Annotated in this window: 23 protein-coding genes; 21 read left to right on the top strand and 2 right to left on the bottom strand. The window is 65.1% G+C overall.

The genetic code is table 11. From position 1 onward, the window contains the following. Positions 1–7: 7 nt before the first annotated feature. Positions 8–733, bottom strand: a complete 726-nt coding sequence (locus ABWO90_RS16710) for a GntR family transcriptional regulator (RefSeq protein ID WP_353192350.1) — start codon at positions 731–733, stop codon at positions 8–10. Positions 734–1,277: 544 nt separating this feature from the next. On the opposite strand from ABWO90_RS16710, the gene ABWO90_RS16705 reads away from it, so the two are divergent. The 17 genes from ABWO90_RS16705 to ABWO90_RS16625 all read left to right on the top strand — a co-directional run bounded on the left by ABWO90_RS16705 (position 1,278) and on the right by ABWO90_RS16625 (position 18,264). Next, entirely contained in the window at positions 1,278–2,309 is a 1,032-nt protein-coding gene (locus tag ABWO90_RS16705; protein WP_353192349.1) for an ABC transporter substrate-binding protein, read from the top strand. After that, on the top strand, positions 2,306–3,139 hold the full coding sequence (locus ABWO90_RS16700) for an ABC transporter ATP-binding protein (RefSeq protein WP_353192348.1): 834 nt from the start codon (positions 2,306–2,308) through the stop codon (positions 3,137–3,139). The genes ABWO90_RS16705 and ABWO90_RS16700 overlap by 4 nt, the downstream gene beginning before the upstream one ends. Further along, a complete protein-coding gene (locus tag ABWO90_RS16695) occupies positions 3,127–3,906 on the top strand; it encodes an ABC transporter permease (protein ID WP_353192347.1) in 780 nt (259 codons plus the stop codon). Before ABWO90_RS16700 ends, ABWO90_RS16695 begins: the two co-directional genes overlap by 13 nt. Before the next feature lie 47 nt (positions 3,907–3,953). Then, the gene (locus ABWO90_RS16690) at positions 3,954–4,376 is read left to right on the top strand and encodes a cupin domain-containing protein (RefSeq protein WP_353192346.1); all 423 of its coding nucleotides are present in this window, start codon (positions 3,954–3,956) and stop codon (positions 4,374–4,376) included. Continuing rightward, on the top strand, positions 4,366–5,439 hold the full coding sequence (locus ABWO90_RS16685; protein WP_353192345.1) for an Ldh family oxidoreductase: 1,074 nt from the start codon (positions 4,366–4,368) through the stop codon (positions 5,437–5,439). The genes ABWO90_RS16690 and ABWO90_RS16685 overlap by 11 nt, the downstream gene beginning before the upstream one ends. Positions 5,440–5,484: 45 nt before the next feature. Continuing rightward, positions 5,485–5,886: a RidA family protein gene (locus tag ABWO90_RS16680; RefSeq protein WP_353192344.1), complete on the top strand. Its 402-nt coding sequence runs from the start codon at positions 5,485–5,487 to the stop codon at positions 5,884–5,886. A 74-nt stretch (positions 5,887–5,960) separates the two neighbouring features. Next, positions 5,961–6,869, top strand: a complete 909-nt coding sequence (locus tag ABWO90_RS16675) for a fumarylacetoacetate hydrolase family protein (RefSeq protein ID WP_353192343.1) — start codon at positions 5,961–5,963, stop codon at positions 6,867–6,869. A gap of 27 nt (positions 6,870–6,896) precedes the next feature. Then, positions 6,897–7,835 carry a VOC family protein gene (locus ABWO90_RS16670; protein ID WP_353192342.1) on the top strand — a complete coding sequence of 313 codons (939 nt, stop codon included), beginning with the start codon at positions 6,897–6,899 and terminating at the stop codon, positions 7,833–7,835. Between the two features lie 75 nt (positions 7,836–7,910). Then, the gene (locus ABWO90_RS16665; RefSeq protein ID WP_353192341.1) at positions 7,911–8,882 is read left to right on the top strand and encodes an amidohydrolase family protein; all 972 of its coding nucleotides are present in this window, start codon (positions 7,911–7,913) and stop codon (positions 8,880–8,882) included. Positions 8,883–8,973: 91 nt separating this feature from the next. Next, complete coding sequence (locus ABWO90_RS16660) at positions 8,974–9,522, top strand: hypothetical protein (RefSeq protein ID WP_353192340.1); 549 nt, start codon at positions 8,974–8,976, stop codon at positions 9,520–9,522. A 102-nt stretch (positions 9,523–9,624) separates the two neighbouring features. Continuing rightward, a complete protein-coding gene (locus tag ABWO90_RS16655) occupies positions 9,625–10,752 on the top strand; it encodes an aminotransferase class V-fold PLP-dependent enzyme (protein ID WP_353192339.1) in 1,128 nt (375 codons plus the stop codon). 262 nt (positions 10,753–11,014) lie between these two features. Next, positions 11,015–11,875 carry a MurR/RpiR family transcriptional regulator gene (locus tag ABWO90_RS16650; RefSeq protein ID WP_353192338.1) on the top strand — a complete coding sequence of 287 codons (861 nt, stop codon included), beginning with the start codon at positions 11,015–11,017 and terminating at the stop codon, positions 11,873–11,875. A gap of 45 nt (positions 11,876–11,920) precedes the next feature. Continuing rightward, positions 11,921–13,195: a diaminopropionate ammonia-lyase gene (locus ABWO90_RS16645; RefSeq protein ID WP_353192337.1), complete on the top strand. Its 1,275-nt coding sequence runs from the start codon at positions 11,921–11,923 to the stop codon at positions 13,193–13,195. 15 nt (positions 13,196–13,210) lie between these two features. Then, positions 13,211–14,476, top strand: coding sequence for a Zn-dependent hydrolase (locus ABWO90_RS16640; RefSeq protein WP_353192336.1), 1,266 nt, complete (start codon positions 13,211–13,213; stop codon positions 14,474–14,476). 113 nt (positions 14,477–14,589) lie between these two features. Continuing rightward, positions 14,590–15,528, top strand: a complete 939-nt coding sequence (locus ABWO90_RS16635) for an N-carbamoyl-D-amino-acid hydrolase (protein ID WP_150659354.1) — start codon at positions 14,590–14,592, stop codon at positions 15,526–15,528. A gap of 268 nt (positions 15,529–15,796) precedes the next feature. Beyond that, entirely contained in the window at positions 15,797–17,095 is a 1,299-nt protein-coding gene (locus ABWO90_RS16630) for an MFS transporter (protein ID WP_224796503.1), read from the top strand. A 20-nt stretch (positions 17,096–17,115) separates the two neighbouring features. Continuing rightward, a complete protein-coding gene (locus ABWO90_RS16625; RefSeq protein WP_353192335.1) occupies positions 17,116–18,264 on the top strand; it encodes a YgeY family selenium metabolism-linked hydrolase in 1,149 nt (382 codons plus the stop codon). Positions 18,265–18,268: 4 nt separating this feature from the next. Here ABWO90_RS16625 and ABWO90_RS16620 read toward each other — a convergent pair whose 3' ends face one another. Continuing rightward, positions 18,269–19,171 (bottom strand): LysR family transcriptional regulator, encoded by a 903-nt coding sequence (locus ABWO90_RS16620; protein WP_353192334.1) that lies wholly within the window; start codon positions 19,169–19,171, stop codon positions 18,269–18,271. A gap of 107 nt (positions 19,172–19,278) precedes the next feature. Here ABWO90_RS16620 and ABWO90_RS16615 point away from each other — a divergent pair, with 107 nt between their 5' ends. From ABWO90_RS16615 to ABWO90_RS16600, 4 genes are all read left to right on the top strand, one after another. Further along, on the top strand, positions 19,279–20,565 hold the full coding sequence (locus tag ABWO90_RS16615) for an SGNH/GDSL hydrolase family protein (protein WP_353192333.1): 1,287 nt from the start codon (positions 19,279–19,281) through the stop codon (positions 20,563–20,565). Between the two features lie 141 nt (positions 20,566–20,706). Continuing rightward, on the top strand, positions 20,707–21,414 hold the full coding sequence (locus ABWO90_RS16610; RefSeq protein ID WP_353192332.1) for a TonB C-terminal domain-containing protein: 708 nt from the start codon (positions 20,707–20,709) through the stop codon (positions 21,412–21,414). Positions 21,415–21,416: 2 nt separating this feature from the next. Next, the gene (locus ABWO90_RS16605) at positions 21,417–21,998 is read left to right on the top strand and encodes an RNA polymerase sigma factor (RefSeq protein WP_353192331.1); all 582 of its coding nucleotides are present in this window, start codon (positions 21,417–21,419) and stop codon (positions 21,996–21,998) included. A 178-nt stretch (positions 21,999–22,176) separates the two neighbouring features. After that, the gene (locus ABWO90_RS16600) at positions 22,177–23,160 is read left to right on the top strand and encodes a FecR family protein (protein WP_353192330.1); all 984 of its coding nucleotides are present in this window, start codon (positions 22,177–22,179) and stop codon (positions 23,158–23,160) included. Positions 23,161–23,252 lie beyond the last annotated feature (92 nt).

Here is a 23,252-nt window from a genome sequence, read left to right as displayed (position 1 = left end):
GTCCCTGTCAACCCGTCGCGACGGGTGCGACCCGGCGATGGCGCAGCGACGTCAGGTGCGCGCCCATCGCGTTTGCGGCGGCCAATGCATCGCGCGATTCGATCGCCTTGAGTACCGCCGTGTGTTCGTCCTGCGTGTGCACGAGGTCGCCCGGTGCCAGCAAGCGAAGTTTCCAGAGTCTCGCCGAGCGTTCGTGCAGCGAGCGCATGATCTCCGTGAGCGCCGCGTTGCCGGCGGCCTCGGCGATGACGGCGTGGAAGTCATGATCGATCTGCATGAAGCGGTCGCGATCCCCTTCACCAATCAACGCGCGCGACGCCTCGATCAGCGCGCGCATGCGATCCAGATGAGCGTCGGTGCGGCGCTGCGCCGCGAGCGCGGCAACATTCGCCTCGACGGCCCAACGCGCTTCGAGCAGATCCAGGATTTCGTCCATCGACTCACGGCGGATCTGAAGCCCCTTGCGCGGAATGATGTCGATCAGTCCCTCCAGCTTCAGTCGCTGGATCGCGTGGTGCACGGGCGAACGGCTGAAGCCGATCAACTCGCAGATCATCAACTCGTTGAAGAACTGACCCGGGCCAAATTCCAGCGACAGAATGCGCCGTTTGATTTCTTCGTACGCCTGCTCGGCGAGCGAGGGGGCCTTGACGAGTCGCCGCAGCGAAGGCGTGGCGCGAGGCGTGTCCGAGGTATCCGGCGTGCGGAAATCGACGGGACTGGACTTGAGCATTTCTGAAAGCATCTCCTTACGCATGGTCATGCATCGTCCCCGGCGCGTTCGTTCGACGCGGCTGCGGACGGCGATTCACGCCGCAGCCATGCCAGCGGCGCCACACAAGCCAGAAAATTCGCGCGCGCGATAGCGCTTCGCGTGCTGTGTGTGGTTACCAGCAAGCGGGCGCACGCCGCAAACGATCGCGAGATCGGCGAAGGGGGCTGCCCAGCCTGATGAGGCTGGCATTCTACCCGAGCGCTTTCGCCGATCCGCTCACATGCCAGCCCGTAGATCGCTGCACCGAGACAACGTCGTTCGATTCGATCGACGAGCACCTGCCGCCAAAACGCCAAAAACCCCATTCGCATCCCGGGACCCCCGTTGGAATAATTTTCCGCTTGCGTGTCAGTAACATATCACACAACATGTCACAAACTATATTACGTCTTGTGGTCCGCCACAATCAGGGAAAAGCAGACGTGGGCATGGGAAAACGCGGCACACGCGGTGAAGGTTTGGCTTGAAGTGTCATCAATGGATTTCTTTACAGGGGTCGGGAATGGCAACGAACAGCAAGCGTCGACAGGTCGTGAAAACGCTCGGTGCCGTGGCAGCGGGATGGGCAACGGGGGCGTGGCATAACGCCGGTGCGCAGGGACAGGCGGACGGCGAAATCACACTGTCGCTGGACTTCACGGCGCTCGGGCGTCACACCCCCTGGTACGTCGCACTGGGCAAGGGGTACTTCAAGCAGGCCGGCCTGAACGTCAAGATCGTGCCGGGCCAAGGCACCGCACAAGCCATTCAGGCACTCGAATCCGGCATTGCACAGTTCGCGTTCTCGGACGTGGTTTCGGTCGCGCTGGCCCGAGCGCGAGGCGCGAGCAGCGCCCGGTTCGTGGCGATGAACTATCAGAGCGCGCCCTATGCCATCTTCTCGCTCACGCAAGGGGCGAACGTCACCAGGCCCGAACAACTGAGCGGACTGGAAGTCGCCAGCGGCGCCGGGAGCTTTTCGCCCAAGGTGATTCAGGGCTTCATGAAGCAGCACAAGCTGGACCCGTCGTCGATCAAGTTCGTGAATGTCGACGGTGCCGCGCGCGTGGGCATGCTGCTCAGCAAGAAAGTCCCCGCCATCGAGAATTTCATCTTCAGTCAGGTCGGCATGGAGAAGGCGCTGCCCAATGGTCAATTGAGCACGCTGTTGCTGGCCTCGCACGGTCTGGAGTTGTACGCCAACGGCCTGCTGGTGAAGGACGACATGATCAAGTCGCGTCCCGACACGGTGCGCGCGTTCGTCAAGGCGGCAATGCAGGGCTGGCGCGACACGCTCGCCGATCCGGAAGGGGCGAGCGCGGTCATGGCCAATTACGTGCCGGGCATCAATCGCGACGTCGTGATCGGCGAAATCAAGTTGTTGAGCACGCTGGCGCAGAGTCCGGCAACGCGCCAGCACGGACTGGGCTGGATCGACGAAGGGCAGATGCAGCGCAGCCTCGACTTCATCACCCAGAACATTGGTGTCACGGGCAAGCCGCCGGTGGCATCGGAACTGTTCACGACCGCGTTTCTGCCCAAGGGGGCGGCATGAACGCACGTCTGGATATGGCGGGCTCACCTCGCACGACTGAGGGGGCGTCTTCGGGGCATGCCTTCGCGTGCATCGAGGGCGTCAGCAAGGTGTACCCGCCGCGCGGCAAGAGTGGACAGACCGTGGCGCTCGAACGGGTGGACTGTTCGTTCGAAACCGGGCAACTGGTGTCGTTGCTCGGGCCTAGCGGCTGCGGCAAGACCACGCTGCTTCGCATCGTCGCCGGGCTGACCAAACCGACGACCGGCGTCGTGCGGATTCGCGGCGAAGCGATCAGCGGGGCGCAGCGCGATTTCGGGTTCGTGTTCCAGAGTGCCAACCTGATGCCGTGGCGCAACGTGTTGGCCAACGTGCTGTTTCCGATGGAGATCCTGGGCCGCGCCGACAAGGCCGCCAAGGCCCGCGCGCAGGAGTTGCTCGCGCTGGTCGGACTCGAGACGTTTGCCGGTGCGCGTCCGCATGAGCTCTCCGGCGGCATGCAGCAGCGCGTGGCGTTGTGCCGTGCGCTGATCCATGCACCCAAGCTGTTGCTGATGGATGAGCCGTTCGGCGCGCTCGACGATTTCACCCGCATGGAGATGCACGATTTGCTGCTGTCGGTGCGCGAGCATACCGGCGCGGCGGTGATGTTCGTCACGCACAGCATTTCCGAAGCGGTCTATCTCTCCGACGAGGTGCTCGTCTTCAGCCGACGACCGGCGAAGATTGCCGAGCGCATCGCCATCGATCTGCCATATCCGCGCACCCAGGAGCTTCGCTTCACACCGCAATTCACTGCCTACGAGCATCAGGCCAGTGCCGCCCTGGGAGTCGTGAAATGCAAAAACTGAATCTTCGGGCCATCGCCTATCCGGCCCTCGGCGTGGTGCTGTTCGTGGCGCTCTGGCAGGCCTACGTGATGCTCTTCAACGTGTCGATTGCCGTGCTGCCGACGCCGGTGCAGATCGCGGAGTCCTTCGTGACCGACCGCGCGGCACTGCTCTCGCAAGGATGGGTGACCTTGCAGGAATGCGTGTACGGCTTTGCGCTGGCGTTCGTCGTCGGCGTGCCGATCGCGTTCGCCATCGCGAATTCGCCGGTGCTGAGCCGCATGTTCTATCCGTTGCTCATCGCGATGCAGTCGGTGCCGAAGGTGGCGCTTGCGCCGATCATTCTGGTCTGGCTGGGAACGGGCATCGAGTCCAAGCTGGCGCTGGTCTGGCTGGTGGCCTTCTTCCCGATTGTCGTGGACACGGCCACGGGGCTGCGCACCACGCCCGTCAATCTGATCGAACTGGCGACATCGCTGCGCGCCACGCGCATGCAGATCTTCACCAAGATCCAGATGCCCGCGGCGCTGCCGCATGTGCTCTCCGGTGCCAAGATTGCCGTGACGCTCGCGGTCATTGGTGCGGTCATCGGCGAGTTCGTCGGCAGCAATGAGGGGTTGGGCAATCTGCTGCTGGTCGCGAATTCACAACTCAACACGCCGCTCGCGTTCGCGGCGCTGATTTCCCTGGCGCTGCTCGGGCTGCTGCTCTATCTGGCAGTCGCGCTCATCGAGGTGGCGCTGCGTCCCTGGTTGCCGCATACCGCGGAAATGGCCGCGGCGGGTTGAGCGCGGCGCACTGTGTGATGTCGATTCTGATATTGGGAGACCGTTCCATGAGCCGTAACGATACGCAGTCCGCAAGCGCTGGTGCACCGATGCCGTCCCTGTCCGAAATCCTGCTGCATAGCGAGTCGATGCCGTGGCGCGAGAAGTCGCTGGCCGGTATCTCGGAAAAGATGTTCTGGCGCGACGAGGAGACCGGCGCATCGATTGCGCTGATCAAGTTCGCGAAGGGGGCGGGCATTCCCGCGCCGCACTCGCACGCGTCGAATCAGTTCATGTACTGCCTGAGCGGCAAGTACGAGTACACCTCCACGGGCGTCACCCTGCTGCCGGGCAGCTTCTACTGCAATCCCAAAGGCAACGTGCACGGGCCGACGATGGCGCACGAAGAGACGGTCGTGGTGGAAATCTACGACGGCCCGCACTATCCGCAGAAGCCCGACTGGTACACGGACGAACGCGATGCCCACTGAGCGCACCTCCGCCGCCCTGGCGCCGCAGGCCTTGCGGTCGCTGGTCGCGAGCCTTCTCGTCGCCGAAGGCGTTCCGTTGGATGTGGCCGAGCAGGTCGCCGGACCGCTGGTGGCCGCCGATATGGGAGGGAAGGCGTCGCATGGCGTGATGCTGCTGCCCATGTACCTCGCGCGCGTGCGTGCGGGTTCGGTCAGCACAGCCGCGTTCGCCGCTGTCGCCCACGACGGCAAGGCGACGGTCGTGCTCGACGCACAAAATGTCTTCGGTCAGGTCAGCGCAAAACAGGCGAGCACGCTGGCTGTCGAGCGCGCTCGTCGCTACGGGCTGGCGATGGTCACGGTTCGCAATGCCTTCCACCTCGGTGAGGCGGGCTACTGGGCACGGCAGATGGCGGACGCCGGTTGCGTGGGCATCGTCATGGCCAATACGCGTCCGCTCATGCCCGCACCGGGCGGCGCGCAGCGCGTGGTGGGCAACAATCCGATGGCGATCGCCATGCCGCACACCGGCGAGATTCCCGTGGAACTCGACATGGCTATGAGCGCCAGCGCGATGGGCAAGATTCGTCTCGCGCAGGGCGCGGGCGAAGCCATTCCCGACGGCTGGGCGACGGACGCCGAGGGCACACCGACGCGTGACGCGGGCAAGGCCATCGCGGGCATGTTGCTACCTGCGGCCGGGCCGAAGGGCTTCGGTCTGGCATTCATGATCGATCTGCTGTGCGGCGGTTTGTCTGACGGTGCGGTTGGCGACGAAGTGCAGCCGCTCTACGGCGCCGACGCGTCGCCGTACAACAGCGCACAGGCATTCATCGCCATCGATGCATCGCAGTTCGGCTTGCAGCGTCCGCTAGATCAACGTGCGACGGCACAGGCAACACGCGTTCGCTCGTCGAAAGCGGCTGCCGGGATCGAGCGACTTTACAGCCCGGGCGAGATTGCCTGGCAGGCCTCGCAAGACCATCAGGACGCGTGCCCCGTATCGCACGACGTCGCCCGGCAACTGACCGAATTGGCGCGTGCGGCGCATGTTGCGATACCGCCCGCGTGGCAGTCCCTTTGATTCGCTGCTTCCTTCCGACATTTCGACACCTTCAGGAATCACATCATGGCAAAAGAGCAGATCAGTACCGACGCACTGCGCACGCCGAACGGGCATTTCTCGCAGGCAACGACCATCGAGGCGCGCGGCAAGCTGGTGTTCATCTCCGGCATGACGGCGCGTCGCCCGGACGGCACGATTGCCGGCGTAGGCGACATCGATGCGCAGACGCGTCAGGTGTGCGAGAACATCAAGAACGCCGTGGAAGCCGCGGGTGGCACGCTCGACGACGTGTGTCGCGTCGATGTCTACGTGCGCAACATGGAGCACTTCGACGCGATCCACAAGGTGCGACGCGAGTACTTCCGTCCGCCGCTGCCGGCGTCCACGATGGTCGAAGTCACCAAGATGGTCTCGCCCGACTATCTCATCGAAATCAACGCCATCGCCGTTCTGCCGAACGCATAACGAGTGACGCGGGCGGTGTGCGTCAGGCGCATCGATTGCGCTGTGCGCCACGTCATTACGAATCGAGGAGCATCATGGCAATTGCAACGCTGATGTACCAGAACGAACCGCGCATCGCGATTCGTCAGGCCGACGACTGGGTCGTGTTGCCGGCGTCGATGGGCGATATGGTGTCGCTGATCGCGGCGGGACAGGAGGGGCTGGCCGCCGCGCGGCGGCACGCGGATTCGCGCGAGGCATCGCGTGTGCCGGTCGGCGAGGCGCACCTGCTGGCGCCGATTCGGCGCTTCCATCGCGACGTGCTGTGCACCGGTTGGAATTACTGGGATCACTTCGAAGAGGGCAAAGGCAAGCGCGAAGGGCAGGATGTGCCCGCGCCGATTGCGCCGACGTTCTTCACGAAGGGCCCGGACACCGTGATCGGCCCCTACGACGATATCGCCTACGACGCCTCGTTGTCCGCCAAATGGGACTACGAAGCCGAGATGGTCGTGATCATCGGCAAGGAGGGGCGGAGCATTCCCGCCGAGCGGGCGATGGAGCATGTGTGGGGTTACTGTCTCGCCAACGACATTTCCCAGCGAGATCTCCAGCGCCGGCATGGCGGGCAGTGGCTCAAGGGCAAGAGCATCGACGCCACGATGCCGCTCGGGCCGTGGCTCGTTCCCGCCGACGAGATCGACCCGACCAACGTGCATCTCGAATGTGTCGTGAACGGCACCGTGCTTCAGTCGGCCAGCACCCGGCTCATGGCGTTCTCCATCCCCGAGTTGATTGCCGAATTGTCGTATGGCATGACGATTCGTCCGGGCGACGTGCTGCTGACCGGCACGCCCAGCGGTGTGGGCAACGCGCGCGAGCCGCAGATCTTTCTGCATGAGGGCGACGAAGTGGTCGTGCGCGGCAGCGGCCTCGGTGAATTGCGCAATCGCATGGCGACGGTGGATCTGCGCGGCGCATCGGGCATTCGACTGGCTGCGTGACAGGACCCATCTCAATCGAGGAGTGTCATGGAAAAGGTGTCAGTGGACGGTCTCAACGGCTTCGGTATGACAGTGCCGGATCTCGATGTAGCCGAGAAGTTCTACGGTACGTTCGGGCTGGACGTGCGCCGCTCGGACGACGGCCGCGCGCTGTTGTGCAACTCGCCGGGACGATCCGGCGACGAGATCGTGCTGGTGCAGGGCGACCAGAAGCGTTTGCATCATCTGTCGTTTCGCGCGGCGCCAGCGTCGGTCGAGGCGTTTGCCCGGCAGATCGAGGCGAGCGGGGCGAAAGTGAGCCGTCAGGCCCCGCACGGATGGCAGCGCGAGGGCCTTTGGTTCGAAGACCCCTGGGGCACCTGGATTCACCTTCGCCCGGTCGGGCCGGAAGCGCTGCCACGTGTCGAAGTGCCTACGCACAATTTCGGCGGTGCGGCGGACCGTGTCGACGTCAATCTGTGGCAAGCCCTCGAGAAGGATCGCAAGCCGTTGCGCATCGGCCATCTGCTGATGTTCACGTCGGAGTGGGAGCGCGCCGAACGTTTCTACTCGGACGTGCTCGGCCTGCGCACGACCGATCGCGCGGCAGGAAAGGTGGCCTTTATGGCTGCCGGCTCGGGTGTCATCGACCACCATTGCTTCGGGCTCATCAACAGCTCGCATCGCGGCTTTCAGCACGCGAGTTTTCAGGTGCCGGGTTTCGACGACATCGGGTACGGCGCGTGGCGCATGCGCGATGCCGGTTATGGCGACGGCTTCGGCCCGGGGCGGCATGCGATTGCGTCGAACCTGTTCCACTACGTGCGCGATCCGTGGGGCAGTTGGGTGGAGTTTTACGCGGACATGGACAAGATCACGGAGCGCTGGACCTGCCGGGACTGGAACGACTTGCCGTACACCTGGGGGCCGCGCTGGTCGCCGGAGTTCTGGGGCAAGGAGATGAACGCCAATCTCGAACCGCGCTGATGCGCGCTCATGGGCGCTGCGGTCGCTTCGACCACTTTGACCGCTTTGACCGTTGGCAAGACAACAGGAGACGGTATGCAAACGCCGCGTAACCCCCGTATCGCACTCGACGTTCACGCGCATCTTGCGCCGATCGACGAGGCGCAGTTGTCGTCGCTGCCGGGCGTGCAATGGGACCGGGCCAACCGTCGCCTGACGCTCGACGGCCACACCATTGGCGTGAGCGCCTTGTTCTCGCCGGAATCGCTGATCGCGTGGATGGACGAGCAGGGCGTGGCGCAGGCGTGGGTGTCGATCCCGCCGCCGATGTACCGCGAGACGCTCGATCCGGAGGCGTCGCGTGCGTGGTGCGCCTATGTCAACCGGGGGCTCGACGACATCGGCTACCGGTTCGCCTCGCGACTGTCGCCGCTCTGGCATCTTCCGCTGGAGCATCCGGAACTGGCGCTGCGTATCGTGCAGGAGACCCGCGGCGAAGCACGCTATGCCGCAGCGGCGGGCGGGTACGACGGCACGCTCTCCGACACGGTGTACGAACCGCTGTGGGACGCGCTCAACCTGAAATCCGCGTTCCTGTTCCTGCATCCGGGGCACTGTTGCGACACGCGGCTCGGCAAGTTCTATCTGGAGAACCTCATGGGGAACCCGGTGGAGACGGCGGTGGCCGCGTCGCATCTGACGTTCGGCGGCGTGGCGACGCGATTCCCGAATATCCGCTTTTGCCTCGCCCACGGCGGCGGGGCGACGGCCATGCTGGCCGGGCGGTACGAACGCGGCTACCGGACGTCGCGTCCGGGCGTCGATACGTCGTTGCCGTCGCCGCGCGGCATCTTCTCGCGGTTCTATGTGGACTGCATCACGCACGACGCGGCGGCGCTGTCGCTCAGCGCTTCCGTGTTCGGCGAGTCGCACGTGGTGTTCGGCTCCGACTGGCCGTTCCCCATGGGGCTGATGAATCCGCATGAACAACTGGCGGATGTCGACGCTCCGCAACTGAACCGGATCCTGCGCGAGAACGTGGCTTCGTGGGGGGCTGCGCCGGAGTAGGCGCAGCGCTGCGTCATCCGGTCGCACCTCGAGAAGGCCGTCGACAGGTCGTGGCATAGTGTTCGCAGTGCCGTAACCTGTCGGACCCCCCATGCCCCTGATCGACGAAATTCTCCCGCGGTACGACTTCCGCGAGCGCCATACGACCACGGCGCGCGCGCCCTCCGGCCTCCTGCTCGACTGTGTTGCACATCTGCGCGCGCACGCCGATCCTCTCATTCGCACCGCCGTTCGCTTGCGCGAGATGCCGGCGAAATGGATGGGCCACACCCGCGCGCGTCCGTTCGATCTCAATGACTTCACGTTCCTCGGTCGCGATGGCGACAAGAGCATGGCGTTCGGGCTGACAGGGGCGTTCTGGCAGGCGAACTACGGATTGCTCGACGTCCGGACACTTGAAGCCTTCAAGGCCGTCGACAGAACCGACGTCTGCCAACTGGTGATGGGGTTCGCGGCGACGCCCACGGCGTCGGGCGACACGCTGTTGAGTACCGAGACGCGCGTGTTCTGTCCCACGCCCGAGATATGGCGAAAGTTTGCGCCTTACTGGTATCTCATTCGCCCGGTGAGCGGTTTGATCCGGCGACGCATGCTTGCCCGCGTCCGCCGCGAGGCCGAAGCGACGGCGGCCCTGGCGTAAGGTTTCGGAGCGGCTACGGCAGCCGAGGAATTCGTTAGAATCACTGTTCTAACGCTTTACTCGTCTTTCTTCGTCCTTACTCGTCTTAAATCGGAGGCGAACGTGCCAGGCCTACTCCCCGACGTCGACCGCGACGGTCTTCTCGAATATTCCGTCGTCTACACCGACCGCTCCATCAATCACATGTCGCAGCGCTTTCAAGGCGTCATGCGCGACATCTCCGCTTCCCTGAAGAAGGTCTACAACGCGGCGTCGGTCGTCGTGGTGCCGGGCAGCGGCACGTTTGGCATGGAAGCGGTTGCCCGCCAATTCGCGACGAACAAGAAGTGTCTGGTCATTCGCAACGGCTGGTTCAGTTTCCGCTGGTCGCAGATTTTCGACATGGGCAACATTCCGTCGGAAACGATCGTGCTCAAGGCGCGCCCGGTCGAACAAGGACGTCAGGCGGCTTTTGCCCCGGCCCCGATCGACGAAGTCGTGGCGGCGATCAAGGAGCACAAGCCCGACCTCGTGTTCGCGCCGCATGTGGAAACGGCCTCCGGCATGATGCTGCCCGACAGCTATCTGCGCGCGGTGGCCGACGCGGTTCACTCGGTCGGCGGCATGTTCGTGCTGGACTGCATTGCGTCCGGTACGGTCTGGGTCGACATGAAGGCTTGTGGCGTGGACATCTTGATCAGCGCACCGCAAAAGGGCTGGAGTGCGTCGCCGTGCTGCGCGCTGGTCATGCTTGGCGCGTTGGCTCGGGAACGCATCGACGCGACCACGAGCACCAGCTTCGCGTGCGATCTCAAGCAATGGCTGCAGATCATGGAAGCCTATGAGAAGGGCGGTTTCGCGTACCACGCGACGATGCCGACCGACAGCCTCACGACGTTGCGCGACGTCATCAAGGAAACCGAGGCCTACGGCTTCGACAAGGTGCAGGCCGAACAAATCGAACTCGGCAAGCGGGTTCGCGAACTCCTGAAGTCGAAGGGCTTCAAGAGCGTGGCGGCCGAGGGGTTCGAAGCGCCGGGCGTGGTTGTCAGCTATACGGACGATGACGGCATTCGTTCCGGTAAGAAGTTCGCCGACGCCGGGCTGCAGATCGCGGCGGGTGTGCCGCTGCGCGTGGATGAACCTGAAGACTTCAAGACCTTCCGCATCGGCCTGTTCGGTCTTGAGAAGCTGCACGACGTCGACAGTGCGGTGAATCGTCTCGCCAAGGCGCTGGACGGTATCGTGTAACCGTCTCGCCTGCGGGGCGCCTGCGGCGTCCCGGTTTCCAGCATGCAATGCCCGCCACTCGGCGGGCATTTTTCATTTGGGCGGCAACTTTATTTTTTTCTCTTTGACACTTTATTTTCGTTTACATAGTTTACTGAAACATAAGTTCCAAAAAGCGATGGCCACTGAAACTTGCGATGCAAACGGCGCAGACGGTGGCAGCATGCTGGAACCCGCAACTTTGCGCTCGCCGGGGGAACCGTCGGGCCGATTGGAAAACACCATGAACGGCACGCTTCAAGACCGCATCCTGCAACTGCAAAACGACTTCACGCCCAGCGAGAAGCGTCTGGCGGACGTGACGCTGGCGCACTTGTCGCAATTGGCCTCGTACTCCGCCACCGAGCTCGCGGAGATGGCGGAAGTCTCCAAGGCATCGGCGGCGCGCTTCTTCAAGCGTCTGGGATACGAGACCTTCAACGACCTGCGCACCCGCATGCGTGACGACGCCGACCACGGCTCGCCGCTGTTCGCGCTGGCCGGCATTGCCGCCCCTGAAGCCACGGAAGACGCCCCGGAAGGGGCGCTGGGCGCGCATCTCGCCACCGATCTTCAGAATCTGGCGCACACGTTCGAACGCATCGACGCGGCGGATCTCGAGCGCGCCACGGAGATCGGCGCGAGCGCCCGGCGCGTTTTCATCGCGGGCTTCCGCAACGGCCGCGTGCTCGCCCAGTACATGTGGGCATTGCTCACGCAGGTACGCGACGGCGTGCTGCTCGTGCCCGGCGCCGGCCTGAACCTCGCGGAAGACCTTGCCGACATGAGCGCCGACGACGTGCTCATCGTCATGGACTTCCGCCGCCGCGTGACGTTGCTGCGGCCGATGGTCGAGCACGCCAACCGCGTGGGCGCCCGCGTGGTGATCCTGACCGATCCGACGGCGACCGAACTGCCCGCGCGCAGCGACATCGTGCTGCGCTGCGTGAACCGCACGACCGGCATGTTCGATTCGTATGTCGCCGCCATGAGCGTCATCAACCACCTTTGCACCCGCCTGGGCCTGGCCCTTGGCGACGCGGCGCGCGAGCGGCTTGCCCACATCGAGCGTCTGCACGACGACTATGGCGACTTGCGCCGATAGCCGGTAACGATACCGACAGATCCACCCAGAAACCGAGGAGTTTGTATGACCCACCCCCTTCCCAATCTGCGCCTGCAGCGCTTCGTGAACCCGGCCGTCGAACCCGAAGCCGCGTATGGCGAAGCGCGTCGCGCGATCCTGGGCGGCGACGCATTTGCCACGGCCGCGCGAGAAATCACGCGCTGGCCCGGCTACGCCGAGACGCCGCTCGTCGCGCTCGACGGGCTGGCACGCGCCGCCGGCGTCGCGCAGATCCGCTACAAGGACGAAGCGGGCCGCTTCGGATTGGGAAGCTTCAAGGCGCTGGGCGGGGCCTATGCGGTGAGCCGTTTGCTTATTCGTGAAATCGAAGCCCGTACCGGCGAGAAGGGCGTGAGCGTGGCCGACCTGCTCTCGGGACGCTTTGCCGACCTGACCCGTACGTTGTGCGTGACGTGCGCGACCGACGGGAATCACGGCCGCTCGGTGGCCTGGGGCGCCCAGCGCTTCGGCTGCCAATGCGTGATCTACGTGCATGCGACCGTCAGTCAGGGCCGCGTCGACGCCATCGCGCATTACGGCGCCGAGGTCGTGCGCACGGCGGGCAACTATGACGACGCCGTGCGTCAGGCCGCCGAAGACGCTGCACGCCTGGGCCGCTTCGTAGTGTCGGATACGTCGTACCCCGGTTACATGGATGTGCCCAAGGACGTGATGCAGGGCTACGCCGTGATGGCCGACGAAGCGCTGCGGCAGTTCCGCGACGAATCGGGTCAACTCCCGACACACGTTTTCCTGCAGGGCGGCGTGGGCGGTCTTGCTGCCGCGGTGCTCGCGCATTTCTGGGAGACGCTCGAAGCGCGCGGCGAAGCGCGTCCGCGCTTCATCGTGGTCGAGCCGGACAAGGCTGCCTGCCTGTATGAGAGTGCGCGCGCTGGTGAACCGGTGGCGGTGCACGGCGACCTCGATACGGTGATGGCCGGGTTGGCGTGCGGCGAAGTCTCGCTGCTCGCGTGGGAAATCCTGCGTCCGGGGGCACAGGCGTTCCTGACCATCGACGACGCGTCGGCGCTGGAGACGATGCGCATTCTCGCGGACGGCCGCTTCGGCGACGCCCCGATGGTCGCAGGCGAATCGGCCGTCGCCGGACTTGCCGGGTGTCTCGGCGCCGCAGCCGATGCGCAGGCCCGCGCGGAACTGGGACTCGACGCGTCGAGCCGCGTGCTGGTCTTCGGCAGCGAAGGCGCGACCGATCCGGTGCTGTTCGAGCAGATCGTCGGCAAGCCCGCGCAAGCCGTGACGGCTGACGCAGCGGGTGGCCAAAAAGCGCGCGCCGCCTGAGAGACGAGACGCCTCATGAGCACGCTTCTCAATCCCGTATCTCCGGACAACGAGATCTCCGGTCTGCGCATCGACCTGCCGCGACTGCTGGCCCGCATTGCGGCGCTGGCCGAAGTGGGTGCCATCGACGGCGGCGGCTGTTGCCGTCTGGCGCTGACCGATGCCGACGGTGAAGGCCGCAAGCTCGTCGCGGGCTGGATGCGCGAGCTCGGGCTGTCGGTGAGCGTGGATGCCATCGGCAATGTCGTCGGCGTGCGCGCCGGTCTGGAAGACGGCCCGCCGGTGATGACCGGCTCGCATATCGACACCGTGCGCACGGGTGGCCGCTACGACGGCAACCTCGGCGTGCTCGCGGGGCTGGAAGTCATCGCCTCGCTCAACGATGCGGGCATCGTCACGCGTCGGCCGCTCGCCGTCGGGTTCTTCACGAACGAGGAAGGCGCGCGTTTCTCGCCGGACATGATGGGCAGCCTCGTCTACGTCGGTGGCATGCCGCTCGACGACGCACTCGAGACGGTGGGCATCGACGGCACCACCGTGCGCGAGAACCTCACGCGTATCGGCTTTACCGGCCCGCAACCGGTCGGCCGTCCCGACGTGCATGCGTTCGTGGAGCTTCATGTCGAGCAAGGGCCGGTGCTGGAGCATGAGGGCATCACGATCGGCGCGGTGACGGGCGTGCAAGGCATTCACTGGACCGAGTTCACGGTCGAGGGCGTGTCGAACCACGCGGGTACGACGCCGATGGGCATGCGTCACGACGCGGGCTATGTCGCCTATGCGATTGCCAGCTTTGCGCGGGACGTCGCTCGTGAGCTTGGCGGAGGCCAATTGGCAACGGTCGGGCATGTCACGGTGTCGCCGAACCTCATCAATGTGATTCCGAATCGTGCGGTCTTCACTGTGGATTTGCGCAATACCGATGCTGATGTGCTTTCGGAAGCCGTGCGTCGTGTTTTCGCGAAGGCCGAGGCGCTCGCGCAAGCCGAGGGCGTGCGCGTCTCGCATCGCTCGCTCGCAGACTTCGCGCCGGTGCAATTCGACGAGTGCATCGTCGCGCGGGTCGAGTCGCTGGCGCGTGAGCGTGGTCATTCGGTCAGGCGCATGCCGAGCGGGGCCGGGCACGATGCCCAGATGCTCGCTCGCGTGTGTCCGGCGGGCATGATTTTCGTGCCGAGCGTGAAGGGGCTCTCGCACAACGTGGCGGAGTACACCCACGACGCCGACATCGGTGCCGGGGCTAACCTGCTGCTGGCGCTGATGACCGAATTGGCCGGCTGAGGCCCACCGAAGATCGAAACACGTACCCGATATTTGTCAGGCAGTACCCCTGGAGGAGGCGTCCGGCACACCGGACGCGCAGGGATTCGAGGATTCATCAAGGAGATAACGTAATGTCCCGTATCGTCAACGTCGCCGCCGCGCAGCTCGGGCCGATCCAGCGCGCCGATTCCCGTGCCGACGTGATGGAGCGTCTGCTCGCACATCTGCATAACGCCCACGCGATGGGCTGCAACCTGGTTGTCTTCCCCGAGCTGGCGCTCACGACGTTCTTCCCGCGCTGGTACATGGAAGACCCGGTGGAAATCGACGCCTTCTACGAGCGCGAAATGCCCGGACCGCAAACGCAGGTGCTGTTCGACACGGCCAAACGTCTGGGCATCGGTTTCTACCTCGGGTATGCGGAAATCGCGCTCGACGACGCGGGCCGGCCGCACCGCTTCAACACGTCGATTCTGGTGGGCGCCGACGGCAACATCATCGGCAAGTACCGCAAGGTGCACTTGCCGGGTCACGCCGAGAACGAGCCGTGGCGCGCGTTCCAGCATCTGGAGAAGTACTACTTCGAGCCGGGCGATTCGTTCGACGTGTGGCGTGGCTTCGGCGGCGTGATGGGCATGGCGCTGTGCAACGATCGCCGCTGGTCGGAGACCTACCGCGTGATGGGCCTGCAGGGCGTCGAAATGATCCTGCTCGGCTACAACACGCCGGTCCACAACCCGCCCGCACCGGAGCACGACGATCTGTCGATGTTCCACAACCAGCTGGTGATGCAGGCGGGTGCCTATCAGAACGGCACGTGGGTCGTCGGCGTGGCCAAGGCGGGCAAGGAAGAGGGCTGCGAGATGATCGGCGGCAGCTGCATCATCGCGCCGTCGGGCGAAGTCGTGGCCGCGTGCTCGACCAAGGGCGACGAACTCGCCATCGCGCGTTGCGACCTCGATCTGTGCCACTCGTACAAGAGCACCACTTTCAATTTTGCAAAGCACCGTCGTCCGGAGGCGTATCGCATGATCGTCGAACGGCGCGGCGCGGTGGCACCGGAGGCTTGATGCCGGTTCGCCACAACGTGTGAGACGCGCAGGCGTCTGACGGAGGCACGCGGCAGGCAACGCGACGCCTCCCGGTTTTTCCCAACCCCATAACAGGCATGCAGGCCGCGAGGCCCGCAGGGGAACGTGTTGCCCGAAGCTTATGCCGAAGTCTTCGTGCGCATCACGCCTGGCCAACAGTTCGTCACGATATATATTCGCGCTGGAGCCTATGATGAAAAACGCACCGTCCCCTGCATCCCTTGCGGGCAACCCGCCTGGCCATCCCATGCATGCCGACCCTGGCGCGCTCGCTGCCGCCGCCGACAATGAACTTTACCGGCGCGTGGCGTGGCGGCTCGTGCCGTTCCTGATGCTGTGCTACGTGGCCGCGTTCCTCGACCGCGTGAACGTCGGTTTCGCCAAGCTGCAGATGCTCGACGACCTCGGCTTTTCCGAGACCGTGTATGGCCTTGGCGCCGGCATCTTCTTCATTGGCTACTTCCTGTTCGAAGTGCCCAGCAACGTGCTGATGCACCGCATCGGCGCCAAGAAGACGCTGGCGCGCATCATGGTCCTGTGGGGGTTCATCTCCGCGGCCATGGCTTTCGCGCAGACGCCGACCCAGTTCTATGTGCTGCGTTTCCTGCTGGGCGCCGCAGAGGCGGGCTTCTACCCGGGCATCATCCTGTACCTGACGTACTGGTTCCCGTCGGCACGTCGCGGACAGATCGTCGCCATCTTCATGACGGCCGTGCCGTTCGCGGGGATTCTCGGGGGACCGCTCTCCGGCTGGATCATGCAGACGTTCCACATGGGGCATGGCTTTGCCGGCTGGCAATGGATGTTCATCATCGAAGCCGTGCCGTCGCTGGTGCTGGGTGTCGCGGTGCTGGCGTATCTCGACGACCGTATCACCGATGCCCGTTGGCTCAACGACGCCGAAAAGGCGCGCCTCGCCCACAACGTGGCGGCGGAAACGCGCGAGAAGGTCGAGCACGTGTCGCTCTGGAAATTGCTGCAGGACCGCCGTGTGCTGCACATGGCGCTGATCTGCTACTGCACGGTGTCGAGCCTGTCGGGCCTGGCGTTCTGGATTCCGTCGGTGATCAAGTCCACCGGTGTGACGTCGCTGCTGCAAATCGGCTTGCTCACGGCGATCCCCAATGCATGTGCGGTCGTGTCGATGGTGCTGGTGTGCCGTCATTCGGACAAGACCCGCGAGCGCCGTTGGCACATGGTGATTCCGTTCATCGTGGGTGGCGTCGGCCTCATCCTCTCGACACTGTTTGGTCATAACCCGCCGGTGGCCGTTGCCATGCTCTCGGTGGCCGCTGCCGGATGCATGGTGTGCTCGCCGCTGTTCTGGAGCCTGCCGACGGCCTTCCTCGAAGGACGCAGTGCGGCCGCCGGTATCGCCGGTATCAACGCCTTCGCCGGACTGGCGGCGTTCGTCAGCCCTTACGCGATCGGCTGGATCAAGGACACGACCGGCTCGACCGACTGGGGCATGTACTTCCTCGCGAGCTTCGCGTTCATCGGCGCCATCCTGGTACTGCGTGTCCCGGCGCGGCTGGTCAATCGCTAAGCCTCGGGAGACATGACGACATGACGATCGATGTCATTGCCCTGACGCAGGAAATGGTGCGCACGCCGAGCCTCTCGGGCGAAGAGGGGAGCATGGCGGCGCTGGTCGAACAGCGCATGCGCGATCTCGGCTTCAACGAGATTCATCGCGACGAGAACGGTTCGGTGCTGGGGCTCATCGGACCGGCGGATACGGATGTGGCCGTACTGTTCGACGGCCACATGGATGTCGTGCCCGTGGTCGGGGAGTGGTCGGTCGAGCCGTTCGGCGGCGAGATTCGCGACGGGCGGCTCTACGGGCGCGGCAGCACCGACATGAAGGGCGGCATCGCGGCGGCCATGTGTGGCGTGGCGCAGGCGGCGGCGACGGGGCGTCTGACGCAGCGCGTCGCGGTCTCGGCCAGCGTGATGGAGGAGGTCATCGAAGGCTTCGCGCTGGCGCCGGTGCTGGACCGGTGCTCGCCCGCAGCGGTGGTGATTTGCGAGCCGTCGAAGCTTCAGATCAAGTCGGGGCAGAAGGGCCGGATGGAGATTCTGCTGACGTTCGAGGGCACGCCTGCGCACGCGGCGTCGCCCGAGTGCGGCGTGAACCCGCTGCACGCTGCGGCGCAGGCGCTGATCGCCTTGCAGGATCTCCGGTTGCCGACGCACGCCTCGTTGGGCGACGCGCTGCTGGTGCCGACGGACATCGTCTCGACACCGTATCCGTCGATTTCGATGATTCCGACGGCAACGACGATCCGCTTCGACCGGCGCACGCTCCCGGGGGAGACGTCGCAGGATGTGCTCTCGGAGATCGAGGTGCGATTGCGTGCTGCGGGTCTGGAACGCTTCACGCTGAGTGTGACCGGCGACAAGGTGCGGACCTTCACCGGTTGCTGCGCACGGCCTTTCCGATGGCTGCCCGCGTGGCAGATTGCAGACGATCACGCGCTGGTGTCTGCGGCGGGGCGCGCCGTGCAATCGGCGGGCCGTGTGGCGAGTCTGGGGACGTGGCGCTTTTGCACCAACGGATCGGAATCGGCGGGGCGCCGCGGAATTCCGACCATCGGTCTGGGACCGGGGAACGAGGAAGACGCGCACACCATCGACGAGTCGATCGCGCTCGATCAACTGGAAGGCGCGCGCGATATCTATCGTGCGCTCGTACTCGAGTTGGCGGGGGCGTGACCTGCTAGGCCGACGTAGCCTGCCCCGGCAACTGCGCCATCTGCTCGCTGAGAAAGTCGATCAGCACACGCACCCGCAGCGGCTGGTGGCGGCGTGGTGCGTACAGCAGATGCGCTTGTTGTTCGGGGCCGGTATACGCCGGCAGCACGCGTACCAGTTCGCCGCGCGTCAGCGCGTCGGCGACCATCCACGTAGGCTGCAGTGACATCCCTGCACCGCCGACCACACTGTCGAACATGGCCACAGCGTTGTTCACGCGGTAGCGGCTTTTCACGGGGACAGTGATCAGGCCGTCCGGTCCGTCGAGCAACAGGCCATCGTCGCCGGACGCATAGCGCACGTAATTGTGTTCCAGCAATTGCTCGGGAGTGTCCGGCGTGCCCCGCGCCGCGAGGTAGGCCGGCGATGCCACGAGCACGCGTGGCCAGGTGCCCAGGTGACGCGCCACCAGATTCTGGGGCAGTACACCGCCCAGGCGAAGTGACACGTCGATGCGCGCTTCCAGCGGATCGACGAAGCGATCGTCGAGCAGCAAGTCGAGTTCGATGTCCGGGTACCGATCGAGAAACGCCATCGTCATGGCGTTCAGATGCCGCTGCCCCAACGTCACCGGCGCGCTGACCCTCAACAGGCCGCGCGGCTGCTGGGTTCCCTCGCGCACGTCGGCCACCGCCTCTTCATAGTCCTCCAGCATGCGTCGGGCGCGCTCGAAGAAGCGTTGACCCTCTTCGGTCGGACTCAATCCTGCCGCGTTGCGACGTAGCAGGCGCACCCCCAGTGCCTGTTCCAACTGCATCACCAGTTTGCTGACCGTGGGCTGGGTGGTGCCCAGCGCGCGTGCCGCTGCCGACAGACTTCCCAATTCAACGCTGTGCGAAAAGGCTTCGATGGCACGCAAGGTATCCATTTGAGTATTCGAATTCAGAATGATGTGAATGCAATTTTGCCATCTGTTAAAGGAAATTGGAAAGAAGGAGACTGAATCCCTCAACACACTTTTTGAAGGAGTCAGACATGGCATCGACCCAATCCCTTTCGACCATTCGCCAGGGCGTGGCGGCATTGACGATGGCGGGCGCCGCTGCACTTGCGAGCGCCGCGCCGACGTCGCCGGTTTATTGGAGTCCGAGCTGGATGGCGAGCACGCAGCCCATCTGGAGCGGAGACTTCGTGTTGCCTGCGGGCCTGCCGTTCCAGTTCAATCGACAGACCGTGCGACAAGTGGCGCGTCTGAGCCTGGGCGGCGAGCAAGTCCGGGTCGTCATCAGCAACGAAGGCGGGACCTCGCCGTTGCATGTTGGCGCCGCCACCATCGCACGGCACGCCGAAGGCTCGGCCGTCGACGCAGACACTGTCAGGCCCTTGCGATTCGCCGGGAAGACGGAAGTCACGCTGGCGCCCGGCGCGCGCCTCGTCAGCGACCCTGTGCCGCTTGCGCTGCCTGCACTGTCGGAGGTCGCCGTGTCGCTCTATTTGCCGCGTCCCAGTCAGCCGGCCGGTTTTCACTTCGATGCCCGCCAGATTGCCTACGTTGCCGACGGCGACCTGACGGCCGCTCGACAGTTGCCGGCGGTGGCAACGCAATGGAGTACCCGCGTCTACGTCAGCGGGGTCATGGTGGAGACCGCGCAGGCGCCTCGCACCGTCGTCGCGTTCGGCGACTCGCTGACCGACGGCAATGGCTCCACCCCGGGTGCGAACACACGCTGGCCGGACGCCTTGGCCGAACGCCTCGTGAGTCGCAACATCGCCGTGCTCAACGCCGGCAATTCCGGGGGGCGCTTGCTGAGTGACGGCATGGGCCGTGCAGGTCTCGAACGGGTAGGGCGCGACGTGTTCTCGCAACCCGGCATCCGCGCGATGATCGTGCTGCTCGGCACCAACGACATCGGCTGGCCCGGTGGCCCGTTTTCGCCCGACGAACCCGCGATGCGCGCCGACACGCTGATCCAGGGATTCCGTCAGCTCATCGCGATGGCTCATGCGCACAATGTCCGCATCGTCGCCGGCACGATTGCGCCGACCGAACACGGGCTGCAAGGCACGCCGCTCGAGGGACACTACTCGCCCGAAAAAGACGTGGTGCGTCGGGAAGTGAACCGCTGGATTCGCGAGAGCGGGGAGTTCGACGCCGTCGTGGACTTCGATGCCGTGCTGCGCGATCCGGATCACCCGTCGCAGCTGAAGCGGGAAATGGATTCCGGCGATCACCTCCACCCGGGAGATGTCGGCTACAAGGCCATGGCCGTCGCCATCGATCTCGATGCGCTGCTGGGCGAACCTGCCGCCGCGATGCGCTAAGGAGACCGAAGCACTGCGATCTGTCACGCGTCTGTCACGAACGAACGGTAACTTTCAAGCCGACTTACGTTCCGTTTTCACCCGAGGGCGACGCGCGACAACGCAGATTCAGCCTTCCCAGCCAACGCCACTCTCGACGACATGACAGGCAGCTTCGCGCCGCTGCGCGCGTTCGCGCTCGCCGGCTTCGTCTTCTGCGGTGGCACCCATGCCGCCGCGCAGCCGGCGCTTCGCGGCGATGACGCTATCCTGTCATTCGACATTCCCGCGCAACCGCTGTCCGATGCCTTGCGAGAGTTTGCCCGCGTGACTCGTCTCCCGACGCTGTACCGCAGTGAACTCGTGGCGGGGCTCGAATCGTCGCCCGTTCACGGCATCCTCTCCGCGCAAACCGCGCTCACACAACTGCTGGAAAACACCGGGCTCGTTGCGCAACGCATCGCCAGCGACACCGGTCCTGCGTTTGTGCTGCGTGCGGCAGAGGGGGGCGTTTCCGGCGCGGGTGAGCGCAGCGGCCTTGGAAGCCTCGCCGGGTATCCGGCATTCGTCCAGGCGAGCGTGATGGCCGCCTTGTGTGCCCGCCCGGACAGCGCGCCCGGCGTGTATCGCGCCTTGCTGCGTTTTCGCGTGGCGCCGCACGGCGGCCTCGATAACGTCGAGCTCCTCAGCAGCACGGGCGACACAAGACGCGATCGCGCCATTGTTGCCGCCTTGCAGCAGGTGACGCTGGACATCGCGCCGCCTGCCGACCTTCGTCAACCGTTCACCTTGCTGATCGCGCCGAACGTGCGCCAGGGCACTCGTGGTGTGACGGCGACGCCTTGCACCACCGAGCGTCGGGACCACTGAACATGGCGCACGACTCGCAACCGGCCCTGTCCGAGTATCTGATTCGTCACTACGGTGCGCTCAAGCGTCGCGTGACCCATCTGCTCGGCAGCAGCGATCTGGCGAGCGACGCCCTGCACGACACCTGGCTGCGCGTGAACGCCGAGCCGACGCCGTCGACATCCGCCGACGAGGCGGAAGCGGCGCATGGCGAACATGACGCCCTCGAAGCCTCGTCGGCGTCCGTGCGCAGCCCCGGCAGCTATCTGGTGCGCATGGCGCTGAACATTGCGGTCGACGCCTTGCGGCGCAACAGCCGGGCGCTGCCGCTCGACGAAATCGACACGCTCATCGAAATGGCCGATCCGGCCCCGGGCCCGGCGCAAACGGCGCAAGCGCGCATCGAGATGCAGACGATGATGCAGTGGCTGGAGCGCATGCCGGAACGGCGGCGCGAAGTCTTTGTGCTCGTTCACTTCGAGAACCTCGTCCAGTCGGAAGTCGCACAGCGGCTCGGATGTTCGAAACGCACGGTGGAATACGAGCTCAAGCACGCGCACGACTATCTGGCGCGCAAGATGGGGCGCGACGCGTCATGCGAGTAATGCGCCGTAAGAATTCAATTTGCGAAAACTTTGCGGTTTTCGTTGCTGCCAACCGTCTGTTAACCGGCGGCATTGGCGAGACTCGGTTCCCTTGCCGGAACCCGGCCACGGATGCGACTGCGCGGGCCGCCGTGCCTGCGCGCTTTGCCGCCGTGCATGGCCAAATAACAAGACTGACATGACTTCCATTCCTGACGACCACGCCAACACCCCCGACGAGCTGCATCGGCAAGCCTGGGTCTGGTTGCGCCTGCTCAAGTCCGATACGGTCAGGCAATGGGATGCCGAGCGATTCAAACACTGGCTAGACGCCAGCCCTGCCCACAAGGCGGCTTTCCACGCGGCGCGTGCGCAATGGGACAGCTACACCCCGGCGGCGGCGGCCCTCGGTCAGACGCTGGTTCGTCGTCCGCCCGCACGTGTGCGCACGGCCGGCCGCCGCGCCTTTCTCGGCACGATGGTTGCAGGCGGGGCGGCGCTGGCCGTGGCTGCCATCGTCCGGCCGCCCGCCGGGCTCTGGCCATCGCCCGGTGAATGGGGCGCGGACTACACCACGGCCACCGGCGAGCAGCGCGCGATCACGCTCGCCGGACGTGTCGACGTCACGCTCAACACGCAAACCCGCATTCGCACCGACAACGCGTCCGGCATCGAGCTGCTGAGCGGCGAGGCCGCCGTGGATTTGCCCGCCGGCGCGGGGAATGGTGCTGCGACAGCGTTTGTGGTGGCGGCTGCCGGCGGCACGAGCGCCTCGACGTCGGGCCGCTTCGAAGTGCGCCATCTCGACGGGCGTGTCTGCGTCACCTGCGTGGCGGGCTCGGTGCGAGTCGATCACCCGACGGGGCATCGCGTGCTGCGCGGCGGCCAGCAGACCGTGTACGACCGTCGCCAACTGGCCGGTGTGACGATGGTCGATGCGACCAACGTGTCGGCATGGCGCAACGGCGAACTGGTGTTCCGCCAGACGCGTCTGGCCGTCGTGCTCGACGAGATCAATCGCTATCGTCCCGGGCGCATCGTGCTGATGAACGATCAGGTGCGCAACCAGCCGGTCAGCGGCAGCTTCTACATTGCGTCGCTAGATCGCGCCATCTCGCAGCTGCAATACAGCTTCGACCTCCAGGCCCGCCATCTGCCGGGCGGTTTGCTGCTCCTTAGCTGATTACCTGACGGATCTGCAGCGCAATCCACGCAGATTTCGCCTGCGTCGCGCGGCATCCGAGCGCCGAGCGGCGGCGCGCATCGTCATCCCCG

Origin of the sequence: Pandoraea pnomenusa (assembly GCF_040391475.1) — a bacterium.
GTDB classification, from domain to species: Bacteria; Pseudomonadota; Gammaproteobacteria; order Burkholderiales; family Burkholderiaceae; genus Pandoraea; species Pandoraea pnomenusa_C.
The sequence above is the reverse complement of the archived record's forward strand: the minus strand, read 5'-3'. Positions and strand labels throughout refer to the sequence as shown.